The 15,049-nt window shown below is 39.8% G+C and carries 16 protein-coding genes; 3 read left to right on the top strand and 13 right to left on the bottom strand.

The genetic code is table 11. The features are described 5' to 3' along the window. The first annotated feature begins 177 nt into the window (after positions 1 to 177). On the top strand, positions 178 to 1,125 hold the full coding sequence (locus QUF94_RS11270) for an IS110 family RNA-guided transposase (protein WP_289314829.1): 948 nt from the start codon (positions 178 to 180) through the stop codon (positions 1,123 to 1,125). A gap of 5 nt (positions 1,126 to 1,130) precedes the next feature. Further along, positions 1,131 to 1,409, top strand: coding sequence for a hypothetical protein (locus QUF94_RS11265; RefSeq protein WP_289314828.1), 279 nt, complete (start codon positions 1,131 to 1,133; stop codon positions 1,407 to 1,409). Positions 1,410 to 1,601: 192 nt separating this feature from the next. Here QUF94_RS11265 and QUF94_RS11260 read toward each other — a convergent pair whose 3' ends face one another. From QUF94_RS11260 to QUF94_RS11215, 10 genes are all read right to left on the bottom strand, one after another. Beyond that, positions 1,602 to 1,907, bottom strand: a complete 306-nt coding sequence (locus tag QUF94_RS11260; protein ID WP_289315931.1) for an NIPSNAP family protein — start codon at positions 1,905 to 1,907, stop codon at positions 1,602 to 1,604. 526 nt (positions 1,908 to 2,433) lie between these two features. Further along, the gene (locus QUF94_RS11255) at positions 2,434 to 2,772 is read right to left on the bottom strand and encodes a VOC family protein (protein ID WP_289315930.1); all 339 of its coding nucleotides are present in this window, start codon (positions 2,770 to 2,772) and stop codon (positions 2,434 to 2,436) included. A gap of 190 nt (positions 2,773 to 2,962) precedes the next feature. After that, positions 2,963 to 3,496, bottom strand: a complete 534-nt coding sequence (locus tag QUF94_RS11250; RefSeq protein ID WP_289315929.1) for an SRPBCC family protein — start codon at positions 3,494 to 3,496, stop codon at positions 2,963 to 2,965. Between the two features lie 178 nt (positions 3,497 to 3,674). Continuing rightward, positions 3,675 to 5,090: an amino acid permease gene (locus tag QUF94_RS11245; RefSeq protein ID WP_289315928.1), complete on the bottom strand. Its 1,416-nt coding sequence runs from the start codon at positions 5,088 to 5,090 to the stop codon at positions 3,675 to 3,677. A 51-nt stretch (positions 5,091 to 5,141) separates the two neighbouring features. Then, positions 5,142 to 5,903, bottom strand: coding sequence for a dimethylarginine dimethylaminohydrolase family protein (locus QUF94_RS11240; RefSeq protein ID WP_289315927.1), 762 nt, complete (start codon positions 5,901 to 5,903; stop codon positions 5,142 to 5,144). Positions 5,904 to 6,050: 147 nt separating this feature from the next. Then, the gene (locus tag QUF94_RS11235) at positions 6,051 to 7,229 is read right to left on the bottom strand and encodes an amidohydrolase (RefSeq protein WP_353957750.1); all 1,179 of its coding nucleotides are present in this window, start codon (positions 7,227 to 7,229) and stop codon (positions 6,051 to 6,053) included. A 51-nt stretch (positions 7,230 to 7,280) separates the two neighbouring features. After that, positions 7,281 to 8,624 carry a YfcC family protein gene (locus tag QUF94_RS11230; RefSeq protein WP_289318349.1) on the bottom strand — a complete coding sequence of 448 codons (1,344 nt, stop codon included), beginning with the start codon at positions 8,622 to 8,624 and terminating at the stop codon, positions 7,281 to 7,283. Between the two features lie 179 nt (positions 8,625 to 8,803). Beyond that, entirely contained in the window at positions 8,804 to 10,420 is a 1,617-nt protein-coding gene (locus QUF94_RS11225) for a M20/M25/M40 family metallo-hydrolase (protein ID WP_289315925.1), read from the bottom strand. Positions 10,421 to 10,497: 77 nt separating this feature from the next. Further along, a complete protein-coding gene (locus tag QUF94_RS11220; RefSeq protein WP_483313684.1) occupies positions 10,498 to 11,262 on the bottom strand; it encodes a dimethylarginine dimethylaminohydrolase family protein in 765 nt (254 codons plus the stop codon). Between the two features lie 15 nt (positions 11,263 to 11,277). After that, entirely contained in the window at positions 11,278 to 12,135 is an 858-nt protein-coding gene (locus tag QUF94_RS11215) for a dimethylarginine dimethylaminohydrolase family protein (RefSeq protein ID WP_289318348.1), read from the bottom strand. A gap of 175 nt (positions 12,136 to 12,310) precedes the next feature. Between QUF94_RS11215 and QUF94_RS11210 the strand changes: the two genes are divergently transcribed. Continuing rightward, positions 12,311 to 13,051 (top strand): IclR family transcriptional regulator, encoded by a 741-nt coding sequence (locus QUF94_RS11210; RefSeq protein ID WP_289315923.1) that lies wholly within the window; start codon positions 12,311 to 12,313, stop codon positions 13,049 to 13,051. Positions 13,052 to 13,123: 72 nt separating this feature from the next. On the opposite strand, the gene QUF94_RS11205 is transcribed toward QUF94_RS11210, so the two are convergent. Genes QUF94_RS11205 through QUF94_RS11195 form a run of 3 tightly spaced genes read right to left on the bottom strand, consistent with a single transcriptional unit; the run spans position 13,124 to position 14,992 of the window. Continuing rightward, positions 13,124 to 13,372: a biotin/lipoyl attachment domain-containing protein gene (locus QUF94_RS11205; protein WP_289315922.1), complete on the bottom strand. Its 249-nt coding sequence runs from the start codon at positions 13,370 to 13,372 to the stop codon at positions 13,124 to 13,126. 17 nt (positions 13,373 to 13,389) lie between these two features. Next, on the bottom strand, positions 13,390 to 13,680 hold the full coding sequence (locus tag QUF94_RS11200; RefSeq protein ID WP_289315921.1) for an SAV0927 family protein: 291 nt from the start codon (positions 13,678 to 13,680) through the stop codon (positions 13,390 to 13,392). Positions 13,681 to 13,714: 34 nt separating this feature from the next. Then, a complete protein-coding gene (locus QUF94_RS11195; protein WP_289315920.1) occupies positions 13,715 to 14,992 on the bottom strand; it encodes a Glu/Leu/Phe/Val family dehydrogenase in 1,278 nt (425 codons plus the stop codon). Positions 14,993 to 15,049: the final 57 nt, after the last annotated feature.

The following is a 15,049-nucleotide window of genomic DNA, read 5'->3' as shown; positions in this document are numbered from 1 at the left end:
AACAATACAACCAGGCTGAACCTTTTTTGGTGGATCTTAAGGAAGATACCCTGTATAAGAAACTGGTTGTGACAGTATTGAAGAACCATTTAGTGTACTGCTAGTACGTATACAAAAATTTTTGCAACAAATCTCCTGTCATATGTATTGTTAATCTTTTATTGAGGTGATTCTCCTATGGAAGCAATGATTGAACGGTGTGCTGGCCTAGATGTACACCAAGAAACAGTAGTAGCCTGCGTATTATTGGGTCCATTAGAAAAAAAGCCAAAAACCTCTATTGAAACTTTTTCAACTACAACAACGGGACTGTTGGCTTTAAGTGATTGGCTAGCTACCCTTCAGGTATCCGATGTTGTGATGGAAAGTACCGGAGTCTACTGGAAACCAATATGGAATATACTCGAAGGATCTTTTCACCTTGTTCTTGCCAATGCCAGGCATGTCAAAAATGTTCCAGGGCGTAAAACTGATGTGAAAGATGCCGAATGGCTTGCCAAGCTTCTAAGATGCGGACTTATTGAAAGCAATTTTGTCCCACCAGAGGATATTCGTGATTTACGAGATCTTACTCGTTATCGAAAAAAATTGATTCATCATCGCACCTCAGAGCAGAATCGCATTCACAAAATTCTTCAAGATGCTAATATCAAGCTAACATCCGTTCTATCAGACATTTTTGGTGTATCGGGACGCCGTATCCTTGAAGCGATTCTAAATGGTGAAAGAATAGAGACCGATGGTCTTCGAAAAATGGTGGATTGGCGAACAAAAGCAAGTATTACTGACATTGCCAATGCAATTAATGGTCGTATTCGCCGTCATCATCGTGATATGTTGCGTTACCATTGGGAGCATATGGGTTATTTAGAAGAAACCATAGAAGAATTAGAAAAACAAATTGATCAACTCCTGTCCCCTTATCGTAAGGAAGTAGAATTATTGGATGGTATACCTGGTGTGAACAAAGCTGCGGCAGCTACTTTTATTGCGGAGATGGGTGTTGATATGTCCGTATTTAAGTCAGCTAAACATCTTGCCTCTTGGGCTGGTGTGAGTCCTGGAAATTACGAAAGTGCAGGTAAAAAAAAACGAGTAAAACCACACAAGGAAATAAAGCTTTAAAAACGATGGCCGTAGAATGTGTATTAGCGACATCAAGGCAAAATAATCGAATTGCTTCACATCGAAAAAGGATTACCAAACGGCAAGGAAAAATGAAGGGACGAATCGCTTCTGCCCATTTACTATTAACGATTACTTACAACATCTTAAAAACAGGAGAACCTTATCATGAACTAGGCTCAAATTACCTTGAAGAAAAACAAAATAACAAAGAATTAAAAATGATCGAATACCTAAAAAAGAAAGGCTATACAATCGCTCCATCTGAACAACAACCTGCATAACCAGTTAAATAACGACATAGCACATTTACGCCCATCAAAAAAAATGAGAATTTGGAGGGTTTATTTTAGCATGGCTTTTTTACTATTGTGTTTTCATACAAAAAGGTTGCAGCAGCAACCCCGGGTATTGAAGTATAGCACCTGTTAGCTTAACAAGGTTTGGATAGAATATTTTTCAAATTTAATGTATGTTCATTCGAATATAGGACGCATAAAGCTTCTCTCATAACTTAAAATACATTTAGTCTCTTCTGCAAATTTATATGCTTCTTGACATTCGGCATCCAATGCCATTTTTACTCGGTACTCTTCATATGCTGCTAAACTTGGGAAAGTGAATAATGCATAAGCAATATTATTAGCACCCTCATGCGGGATGAAATACCCCTGATGTGCACCGCCTAATTTATTAACTAATCGAATCCACATCTTACCGTATTCTTCGAACTCATTTATTTTATAAGGGTCAAGAACATATTTCAGATAGCATGTAACCATTTTAATCCCCCCAGGAAAATCTATTTTTTTCCATCATAACATATAATTCCACTAACATCCCTAGTTGTTCCATTAGAAAAAGAGCAACCGAAGCAACTATCTGATTGAAGTAAAGCACCTGATAGTTGAATAATAATCGTTACATTCATATTTCTTTATTCTGTATTAACAAAATTACAAAATTCCTCATTACCAAAAACTTCAAAAACCATCTCATTCTCGAACTCAGTTGATAACATGTATTCTATATCCTTACCTATAAGTCCAGTAAAAGAAGTACCGCCTTCATCTGCTCTATTTTCAGTTAATAGGTAATAGAAACAACTTCCTAGGTAAGAAATTAAACATCCTACTAATAAACAAACCGGAGAGAGATAAATATATCCCCCTCCGGTTTGTTTTTATTAACATTCCTTGTTAAACTATTGCCGCCCCGTTTATTCCGTAAGTAAGCTGCTACAGAAACGGCAACCTCCCTTAACGAAGCAAGCTACTTTTAGTTTATTATCTATCTCCAGGTAACTCGTTAACACAGTACTTCAACGTTAAATCCTCCAGGCGCTTCTACGTAGAATGTATACCTGTGTAAGTGTTGTGGAGGTTTTACTTTGAATCCATCATCTTTCAATCGTTGATTGATACTGTTAACTTGTTCTTCATTTTCTTGTATGAATCCAACATGAAAAGTCTTGGGGTATTGTACATTGCTTCCTTTCATTAGAGTCAATATGGAACCATCATCATCTTTCATTGCGGCGAACCCATCTCCTCGACTTCCTTCACATGTCAATCCAAAATATGTTTCTAAAAACTCACGTGAAGCTGTAACATCATTAACAGTTAAATTCAAATGATTGATTTTCATTCTTTCACCCTTTCCTTTTTAGGTATTCTTTAATTGTATTACATTTATTTTTTATCTTGACTCTCTCTTTAAGATAGTTAATTTTTCACATGCCATCCTGCCCTTAGCTTGATAAGAAAAAGCGATCCTTCTCAAGAAGAATCGCACTCGTTAGTTCATAAGCAGGAGGTTTTATACAGCTCCTGACTTATTATCTTATCTGCTGGCGCTTTTTTAGAAGGTCGTCTAGGCGGGAAAATTGTGAAGCACAACCCTCGACTATCCCCATTTCCATTACTTGCTGAAGACCCTCGACTGAATTGAATCGAGAATGCATGATGAGCTTTGTCCTACCCTCGTGTTCAACAAACGTCATCGTTACCAGTGTTTCTGGCATACTTTCGGCTGCGTTGCCTTCTTCATCTGAAAACATATCCGTTAAGACAATCTTCTCCGGTACAATAATTTCTTGATAGACGGCTTTACCCCAAGATTCTTGGCCATAAAATTCACCTTGGTTTTCATCTGTGCACCGCATGCAATAATGCCAAACGCCGTCAGGCTTAAAATTAAACTCTCGATTTTTCGTTTGCCATCCCTTCGGTCCCCACCAGCTGGCCAACTGCTCAGGTTTTGAAAACGCGTTAAAAACAAGGTCCCGCGGCGCGGCAAATATACGCTCCATGATGAGATCCCGACCCTCTACGTTGGTTGTGATGTTGTCAGTTATTTTGTTTTCAGACATGTTAATTCCTCCTTCCTATTTTTGTAATAAATCATTCCTTCTATTTCGTCACATTGTCAGTCTTTTCCTTCCATTCAAGCAAATAATCATCCTAATGACCGCAACTTCAAGATTAAAAAAAGGTCAACCAGTATAAGACTGGCTGACCTTTTAATACGAACTTCAATATAGAACTCCATTACAATATTTTTTCATTTTCAAAGTTAGTGTTTGACTCAACTTTCTTAGCCAGTTTAAATTTATAGAATAAAATACAGGCTACCAAAAATCCTATTCCATAAAACAGTCCTACTCGTTGGGTAGGGTCAAAAGCAAGGAATACAAGAATCAGCAAGCAAAAGCCTAAACAAAACAATGGGACAAATGGATAAAAAGGTACTTTATATTGTAACTCTTCCGTTTTCCCTCCCGCTTTTATAAATTTCCTGCGAAACATATATTGCGATAAAGCAATTCCCATCCATGAAATTGTGACGGAAATACCTGCTATTGACATAAGTATCACGAACACAGTATCCGCAGCAATGAAGCTTGTCAATAATGATAGAAGAGAAAAGGATATGGTAAAAAGAAGGGCATTCAACGGCACTTTCCTATTTGACAAAATACCAAACAGCTTAGGTGCCATCCCATCATGGGCCATCGACCAAAGCAAGCGTGTAGATGCATAAAGACATGAATTCCCCACAGAAAGGATGGCTGTCAAAATTATGAAATTCATGATGCCTGCTGCATAAGGAACCCCCGCTATCTTCATTAAAGTTACAAAAGGACTTTCCAATAAGCCTAATTCTGAAGAAGGGAATATGGCAGAAAGGATAATAATGGACGCAATGTAAAAAACAATGATTCTAAAAAGGACATTTCGAATGGCTTTTGGAATGTTCTCTTCAGGTTTTTCACTTTCCCCTGCTGCTATTCCTATCAGTTCTGAACCTTGATAAGAAAATATTACATTCATCATAGTCACAAAGATAATTGTAATGCCCCCTGCTGGAAAAAGACCGGAAGGAGCCAGGTTTTCAAAGAATGGGGTTGGACGATCAGATAAAGAGACAAAACCAAAGATGCCCGCGATTCCAATCAAGATAAATAAAATAACTGCAACGATTTTTATACCGGCGAACCAATATTCCGCCTCTGCAAAACCTCTTGTCGTCAATGCATTCAAGGTAAATAAAAGCACTATGAACACTGCACACCAAATCCAGGTAGGAATATCGGGGAACCATTGTTTCATCAATATTCCTGCTGCTGTAAATTCAACTCCTGCAGTTGCGGCTGAACCGACGAAATACATCCATCCGAGCGAAAAACCAGCCGAAGGCCCAATATATTCAGCAGCATATTTTTGGAAAGAACCTGTAACCGGCATATGAACGGCTAGCTCACCCAGACAGACCATTACCATATACAAAATAAGACCACCGGCTAAATATCCCAACAGGGCGCCTCCTGCCCCTGCTTGGTTAATTGTATAGCCTGCATTTAAAAATAGGCCTGTACCAATAACGCCGCCAAGCGAAAGCATAAATAAATGACGTCTTTTCATTGAGCGTTGCAGCTGATCATTATTCTCCAGTCCATACCCCATATAATCACGTCCTTATCTTATCTATTAACCTATTTCTTCTCCCAAACTATCTTAGAATCTCAAAGAGAGACAACTAAGGCCGCCATCTTGTTTTTGAAATTCCGACATTTCCACTTCAATCACCGTGTATCCTAAATCTTCTATTTTTTTCTTTGTTCCCTCAAATCCTTTCGGGACAATAACATGGTCGTTCATTCGGACGCAGTTACCCGAATATTCTTCTTCTTGTTTTACAGTTATTTGATTAAAGCTTGAAAAAACCTCGTGATTGATGAATTCTCCGGCCACTAATAAATTATTGTCCCCCAGGTAATTGACACCCGTTTTTAAATGAAAGAATTTCTTAAGGGGAATGATGGTCGTATCATAACCATACTTACCCATGATATCCTTGAACTGCAGAGCTCCTGCTTCATTAGTTCTCGATGAAAGGCCAACATAGAAGTGATCTTCAACCTGCATTACATCTCCGCCATCTAACATGCCTGGGGATTGAATATACTCGATTGTGTCATAAAATCCCTTTAAAACTTCTTTCATTTCAATAACCTCACCATTTCGGCTTTCTGCACCAGGATTCGTTACAAGGGCACATTTTGGCGTCAACACAGCGGTATCTTCTACAAACGTAGAATCAGGGTATGTTTCATCAGAATCCAGAACGGTCACTTTCACACCGCAGCGTTTTAATGCTTCTACATAAGCCTCGTGTTGTACAAGCGCTTTTTCATAATCCGGGTTTCCTAAATCCGATGTTGTTAATCCATTTACAAAACTTTTTCCAATCTTTCGTACAATCGCATGTTTAAACATATATATTCCTCCTAAATAGGTAGCTTATCTTCTTAAAATTTGGGAGGTTAATAAACCTCCCGTACTTGAAATTTAATTTGACTTTTATCCCTTATCTTTAGCAATCGCTTAACTATTCCAAAGCAGAATACTAAACTCTTCCTTCAATTATTGACTGCATAATTTATCCGCTATCCCTACAAAATATCGCACTCCATACTCTAAAGCTTTCTCATCGATTTTAAATTTAGGATGGTGCAAAGGATAAGCTTTTCCAAACTCATTATTATGGACGCCTATGAACTGCATGGAAGAGGGAACGATTTCAGAAAAAGCTGAAAAATCTTCGGTCCCGAACATTGGATCATCAACATGGATGATATGATCTTCTTCAAAAATCCCTTCCATGACCGTTCTCGAAATATCAACGGCAGCTTTATCATTCACTACGGCGGGATATCCTAAATACCAAGTAATTTCACATTTTGCCCCATGCGCTTCTGAAATCCCCTTAACGATGTGCTCTAGATGCTCCCTTGCTTTCACGCGGCTATCAGAGTCCAAGGAACGAATGGTACCGCCGATTTCTGCATATTCAGGTATGACATTGAGCGCACTTCCGGAATGGAACTGAGTGACTGAAATGACCGGTGTCCTTAGAGCTGAAATTTTTCTGGAAACGATATGTTGAATATTCGTCGTAATTTCGGCACCAATGATTAACGGGTCCACCGTTAATTCCGGAGTCGACGCATGCCCGCCCTGACCAATTATTTTAATTTCAAAATCATCAGCTGCTGCACAGAATACCCCTTCCCTTAAACATATTGTTCCAGTATTTTCATAAGGAGTAACATGCAATGCAAATGCATAATCCACTCCTTCCATGACCCCTTTTTTCACCAATTCCTGAGCTCCCCCTGGCAGAACCTCCTCAGCGTGTTGGAAAATAAACCTGATTTCTCCATTAATCGCTTCTTTTTTCCCAGAGAGGACTTTAGCAGCACCTAATAACATTGCAGCATGTGCATCATGTCCGCATGCATGCATAACCCCAGGATTTTTTGATTTATATTCAACTTCTGCTTCTTCTTCTATCGGGAGTGCATCAATATCTGCACGAAAAGTGATGGTATTAGATTTTCGTGCAGATTTTTTAGCACCTTTGAGAACCGCCAATACGCTCGTTTCGGTAGGTCTCGTCACCTCTAGTCCTGTAAAGGTTTTTAATTTCCTATAGATGAATTCAGAAGTCTGGTGCTCCTGATATGAAAGCTCCGGATTTTCGTGAAAATGACGTCTCCATGAAATCACTTCAGCCACAACTGTCTCCTGTATTGTCTTCATCATGAATGCCTCCTTGATCATTTAGTGCAAATATTCAGACTTTTCAAATCTTTAAAAAGGGCCATACTGTATGCTTTGAGCAATGATCAAAAAGATAATCGCTACCGCAACCTGAATCAAAAGAAATGGAAACACCCATTTTACCCATTTCGTAAATGATATGCCTGCCACTGCCAGTCCAGCCAACAGCACTCCAGAAGTCGGAAATATCATATTCGAGATCCCATCCCCTAATTGGAAAGCTAACACTGCCGTTTGTCTTGTCACACCCATTAAATCCGCTAATGGAGCCATAATCGGCATCGTCAATGCCGCTTGTCCACTTCCAGATGGAACAATGAAGTTAAGAAATAATTGGACAATGAACATTCCGATTGCATTTATGGCGGGAGGAAGCTGCTCAACCAATCCTGCAGCATAATATAAAATAGTATCCAGCAATCCGCCACTTGTAATGATGACCAAGATTGTTTGCGCAACTCCAATTATCAATGCGCCAGAAACCATATCGCCTGCTCCTGAAATAAAACCATTGGCCATCTTGGATGGGGTCAAGCCTCCAATTATGCCCATGATGATCCCGCTTAATAAAAACAAGCCTCCAATTTCACTTATATACCATCCTAATTTAATGACTCCATAGACTAATAGGATGAAATTCACCAATAAAATAATTAAAGCAGCGCTATGTCTCTTACTTATCCTAAAGTTTTTATCAATATATGCATGATCTTCACGCCTGAATTTCCCATACTCCCCCAGTTCGGGGTTTCTTTTCACCTTCATTGCATGGAAATAGATGTACAATACTGTAATGACATAAAACACTGCAAGAAGAGCGATGCGCAATCCCATTCCCGAATACATGGGCAGTTCTGCAATGCTTTGGGCAACCCCTACATTAAAAGGATTTGTAATCCCCGAAATGAATCCAGTCGCCAATGTACCAAGGATAACGATCGCAAAACCTGTAAGTGCATCAAAACCTAATGCAATCGTCATCGGAACAATGATTGCGATATAGACTAACGCATCTTCAGCAGAGCCGATCAGTGTCCCTAATGATGCGAAGATTAATACCATCAACGGAATAAGCAATTTCTCTTTTGTTCCGAATCGGACAGCCACAAATTTAATGAATGAATCAAGGGCTCCTGTTGCCTGCATGATTCCGAGAGCCCCGCCAAACAAAAAGACGAACAAGATTATTGACGCCCCTTCAATCATCCCCGCATGAATGCTGCTGAACATTTCCAATAACCCCACTGGTGTTGATTCGACAAATTCAAAAGAAGTGGGATCGACTACACTTCGGCCATCTTTTTCGATTCTTTCATATTGGCCTGCAGGTAGGATATAGGTCAATACTGTCACTATTACAATTACGATAAACATCAATACAAAAGGATTTATCCCTTTTTCCGGTAACTCCGTTAGCTGGTTAAGTGGCTTATTTTTCTGATTAAGCGGCTCGGAAGTGATTTGACCAATAGGCAGGTCATTCATATAAATACCCCCAGTTAAAGTTTAATACTTTTAATCCAGTTTTCCTGTCGAAGGGATAGGATCCCTCATCACTTCTCAACCAAGCACTTAAACATACTCTTTATTAACTTCTCCAGCATAACGGGCGTATGGACGAAGGCACTATCAATGTGAAGGCGCTCAGTACGCTGGTGTGCATCCTTGCCGAACGGACCCACATTGAGCACTGGTGCCTGAAGTCTTTGCATATCAGCAAAAGGAATGCTGTAAGTATCGCCCCAGACTGGCGTATTCTTTTCAAAAGCCGTCCAGCCATCAGACCCCTCACGATAATGAACATAGCTTAAATCGCAAATACCATTGAAATAATGAATTTGGCTGACTTCTTCATCAAGTAAACTGGCAGTTTCCTTAATTAATTTCACAGAATTTATGATAAGCGGATCATCTGACGTATTGACGGCTGGGTAATATGGCGGTGCAAACAGCAATACAATGGCGGGTGCAAGCTCCTGACATTGTATCATCAGTTTTTCAGCGATTCGCAGTGATTTTTCCCGCTCATCCAAATCCATGTTCCCTTTTACTTCACTTTTAATTTGTTCAACAAAATTGCCGCCAAATTTCACCTCGGCATAAGAAAGTAACTTTTCGTAGCGCAATACTTTTACTTCTCCTACACCTTCAATTTGTTCACGATTGCAAAGAGCTTTATATGATTCATTGCATTTCATCGCTGCTTCCTTTGCAACCTGCTCGAATAAATCCATAATTTCTGCAGCGCTTCTTTTCATGATGAAAACATTATAAAGCGCGGCTGCAAGATAAGGTGTCTGTGTTGAATATTGCAGTTTCAAATCTTTTTGCTGAAGCGATACGGGTAAAGGTGTTTCCTCGCCAAGATCACTTTCCTGAAAAAGAGTGTTCCACTCCATGAGCTGCGTAAGAAACGAGGCTATATAGTTGGCAGTTATTCCCTTTAATGGTTCACCCACGTGAGTTTCCTTCCCATAAAAAAGAGCAGCTGGCATGATTTTTCCCAACGTTCCAGAATAAATATAATGACTATCATCGCCCGGTTTCTGTGAAAAGGATGGTTCACTATTTAAAAACATTTTATAGGAAATGTCATATTTATCACGTAAGGTCACAAGTTCTTTAACTGCAGCCCTCATTCCCGCAGAATTCACTTCCTCATCAGGAACCGTTAACAGCAGGAGATTGATCGGCCATTGTTCAATGCTTGCCTTTTCGATGATAGCCATGTGAAGGGCAAGCCCCATTTTCATATCCATCGTTCCCCTGCCAAACAAGTACTTTCCCGATTCAAGATCAATGCGCGCTTCTTCCGGGAGATCATCTTTCCGATCATGAAGTTTTTTCGTGAGCTCCTCTGGTTGAAAAGCGAGAGACTCAAGATCACCGTATTCTTCAGTATGAACTGTATCAAAATGGCTAATTAATACAACTGTCTCCTTTGCTTCAGGATGTTTATAAAAGGCATTGACAAAATTTCTCCCTAAATCAGCTTCGTGAAGCGATAAGTACGTCGGATTCCTTTTAAAATAATCAAGCTCTCTTAATTTCTCTTGTAACTTATAAGGAAACGTGCTTTCCCCCATTGTAAGTGTACGGCTTTCCCAGCTAACAAGTTCACATAACAAAGCACGAAGCGTTTCCGGAGTACCCCATAGTAATTGACTCATTGAAATCCCCTTTCCGATTTTCATCTAATATTAGAGAATTAGTGGGAAGAAACACTTTTATCGAAATTCTCCGATGTTTAAAACCGCAGTGACAAACAGCTCAATCCACCATCCTGCTTTTGAAACTCCGACATGTCCAGCTCAATCGTTTTAAAACCAACCTCATTCAATCGACGGGTCGTCTCTTCATATCCCTTCGGAATAATCACATAGTCATTTACGAGGATGCAGTTTGCTGAGTATTCGTCTTCTGCTGAAACCGTGATTTTCTTGTATTGGGCAAAATTGGGATGGTCGAGGAATTCACCTGCTGCAACTATCAAGTCATTTCCTAGGTAGGCTATTCCTGTTTTCAGATGGAAGAACTCCTTTAATGGAACAATCGTCCCTTTATACCCTTCTGATTTTAAAACTTCCTTTAACTGGCGTGCACCTTCCTCGTTTGTACGATTCGAAATACCGATAAAAAATTGATCATCGACTTGAAGGACATCTCCCCCATCTAATGTGCCTGGAGCGTTTATATAGTGAAAATTAGCATAAAAACCCTTCAGAACCGACTCAATTTCTTTTATTTCACTGTTTCTGGAAACATCACCTGGATTAGTAATGACTGCAAATTCCTGAGTCAGAACGGCCGTATCTTCAACGAATGTTGAATCTGGAAACTCCTCACTCGCCGGCAAGTGTGTAACTGACACCCCACATTTTTTCAAAGCTTCCACGTAAGAAGCATGCTGTTGCAATACTTTTTCATAATTTGGCGTGCCAAGGTCGGATGTTGTTAATCCATTTACATAGCTTTTTCCTGGTGTTTTTACAATTACATGTTTATACAAAATTAAATCCCCCATCATTTATATTGTACGCACCACAGGGCAAGTTAAACAGGTTGGACCGCCAGTGCCTTTGTAACTGATTTCAGTTCCTTTGTATTCATAAACAGTTGCCCCTGCATCAAGAAGTTTTCGCTTTGTGTAAGCGTTACCATAAGACATTACGCAAACCCGCGGAGCAATGGCGAGCACATTGCAGCCTAAGTTCAAGTACTCATCATCCGGCACTTCGATAAGCTGAATGCCCCGTTCAATAAGTAATTTTCTGAAAAATACTGGCATTAGGCGAGAATGAACTACCGCTAAATCATGGTCGACCATACTGATGAAAGACATAAGATGGAGACACTCTGCCTCGCCTTGATCATGCGGAAGCTGAACTACGATGAATTCATCCACTAGATGAGCGGTCATTTCTTTTAATTGCCGAATGGCTTCAGCGTTTGTACGATAACCATGTCCGACAACAAGGGTCTTATCATCAAGCCAAACGATATCACCGCCATCCGCGACCGCATCACCCGTTAAATACCCAATGATCGGGATGTTTTTTTCCTTACAAAAATCCTTGTATACATTAGCCTCAGGCTGCCTCAATTCTTTCCCGGACTTTAAAATAATGGCTCCTTCGCTTGTGAATTTTACCGGGTCATGGGCATATAAGGAGTCAATCCCTACTACCGAAGATGCTGGCAAATAATCGATGTTTGGAACATATTTCTCCAAAATGGAAATAAAGTCACCATACTCTTTTAGGGCTTCTTTGAAATCTGGCTCTGACGCAAAGTTAAAGTTCCGCCATGCTTGGCTTAAATGCTCTTGACTGATAAAAGCATCGCTCGGATGTTTTACAATGACACGTTCCAATGGTTTGTACATAGACGAACAATATGTCACTGGCTCTCCCTCCTTTTTCCGCATAATGGAAAACATTTCCGCTAATAGGAATTTTTCTTTAATTATAAAATTATTTTTGCTATAATGTCAATATGTTTTAAATATTCAAATAAATTCTCATGTTATTCAACTTGTGATGAAAGATAGGTGGTTTGTTATGCAATCTATTGACCGTGCCATGAACGTCATAAAGGTGCTAGTTTCCAATTCATCGGAAAACTGGCTGTCGATTACGGAACTTTCTCAAGAATGTGATCTTCCTGTCAGTTCCATGCATCGTTTGTTAAAAGCAATGTCCAAGCATGGATTAATTCAACAGGACGGACAATCTAAACAATATGGTTTAGGGAATATTTGGCTCGAATATGGTTTGCGTATGTATGACAAAATGGATTACATCAGTCAAATTAGGCCTGAACTGGAAAGGCTGATGAACAAAGTGGAGGAAAGCGTCTATCTTAGCCAGCCAATAGGTATGGAGTCACTCGTTATTGAACGAATCGACAGTGAAAAAAGCCAAATCCGGGTTTATGATCAGCTTGGTTCACGCGTCCCTATGCATATTGGAGCTGCCAATAAAGTGATGCTCGCCTATATGCCATATAATCAAACGAAAAAAATCGTAGATGTTCTTTTGCCCATTAAAGAAAGAGCAGCATTTTGGGATATATTGCAAGAGACTAAAATGAAGGGACATGGAATCAGTCACAGCGAAAGGACAGAAGGAACATGTTCTGTAGCCGTTCCGATACTTAACCATTTTGGGGAAGTGCACGGGGCAGTGAGCATTGGTTTTGTCAGCTTTAACCTGACAGAAGAAAGACTTGATTTCCTCATTAAGAATGTGATGGAAACCGGCAATCGGGTTTCGTCAAAATTGGGGTATAGGGGTCAATGAATAAAGGAGCAGGGCGGATTATCGGATAAAACGAAAAGAAGATGAATCATTTCATCTTCTTTTCGTTTTATATTAATCGCTGCCTGTCACGAATAAATCTTCTTTAAAATAGGCGAGGACCTCCCCGGCCACCACTGGTTCCCCCTCCAATACCTCCAATGACTCTATCTCCCCGCTGACACCAATATCAATGATTTCCACGCGTCCATCTTCCTTCTTAATCTGAAATAACTGTTCCCATTCGTAAAATCTGGAATTTTTGGATATTGAAATTTTTTCAACCCTGCCATCACATGGACTAAGAATCACATCAACGTACATTTACATCATTCCTTCCTTCAGTATTCTTCAAAATGAAATGGTGATTGTAAGACTAAATCGAGAAAGTTTTGAAACTCAGGTATATCTTCTTGTTCAATGCCAAGGGTCGGAGCCCAGTACTGATCTAAATTAATATCATTGGCACACAGCAGAATCATTCTTCCGCTTTGAATGGAAGTCACCATTGCTTTACCGAAAAACTGGGCCGAATAAACAATGGTCACATCATATCTATAATCTTGTGACAATAAGCAATAATGATGAATAGCCTGGTTTTCTTTATTTTCCGAAAGAATATCAAAATTCAACGGATTGCCCCCTTTCTTGTAAGCCCTAATTCGTTCAGAACCTGACCCAACCTCGAAGCCGGGATGCTTCTGCTATTTTGTGAATCCCTTCAATATAAGCAGCTACTTTCATGTTCACGGAATATTTTTGGGAAGTATGGTAGACATTCAAAAAGCTGGCTGTTATTTTTTCCTTCAATCGTTCATCCACAAGCTCTTCCGTCCAGTAATAACCTTGGTTATTCTGGCACCATTCAAAATACGAGACTATCACCCCTCCTGAATTCGCCAAAATATCCGGGACTACCACTATACCTTTTTCATCGAGAATCTTGATCGCTTCTTTTGTTGTCGGCCCATTTGCTGCTTCGATCAGGATTTCACATTTTAATCGTTTTGCATTATCTTTATTTACCACTCCGCTAATAGCTGCAGGAATCAGCACATCACACTCTTTTTCCAATAATTCTTGATTGGATAATGAATCTTTGTATAAATTCGATACGACACCAAAAGAGTCCCTGTTCTCCAAAAGGTAAGGAATGTCTAAGCCATTCGGATCATATAATCCTCCAAGTTCATCCGCTATTCCGACAATCTTTGCCCCCATTTCATGTAAATACATGGCTAAATGACTGCCGACATTCCCGAATCCCTGGATGATTACCCGCATGCCTTCAATTGGAATCCCCTTTAAATCACTTATCATTTGAAGTGTATATAATACTCCTTTAGAAGTAGCCTTTTCCCTGCCTTTCGATCCCCCTAATCTCAGTGGCTTTCCTGTAATAAAGCCGGGTGAATCGAATTCCCTTATGTGATCGTATTCATCTAGCATCCAGGCCATGATTTGAGAATTCGTATACATATCTGGTGCCGGAATATCCTTTGTAGGTCCCACTATTTGGCTGACTGCCCTTACATATCCTCTGCTTAATCGTTCTAGCTCAGACGAACTCATCTGTCTTGGATCACATACAATGCCGCCCTTTGCCCCTCCATATGGAAGATCGGTTATTCCGCATTTCAAACTCATCCAACCCGCCAAAGCCTTAACTTCTTCTGGAGTGACATCCGGGTGAAAACGAATTCCCCCTTTCGTTGGACCGGCTGCATCATTATGTTGAGCCCGATACCCTTGAAACATCCTTGTCTCCCCATTATCCATTTGAATAGGAATACAGACTTCCAAAAAACGCATTGGCGTTTTTAAAAAGTCAAAAACCAGATCTGGATAGCCCAAAACATGAATGGCTTCTTTTAAGATATCCTGGAATTCTTGCAGTGGGTTATCCAATTGCCGTTTTTCAATCACCTTAATTTTCCCTGTCATTTTAGCACCTCTCTTTTATTCTTATAAAGTATTAAGCAACTTTCATGCCAGCTTTGA

The organism is Peribacillus sp. NJ4 (genome assembly GCF_030348345.1).
Lineage (GTDB): Bacteria > Bacillota > Bacilli > Bacillales > DSM-1321 > Peribacillus.
Note: the sequence above shows the minus strand (reverse complement) of the source record. Positions and strands in the feature narration are given on the sequence as shown.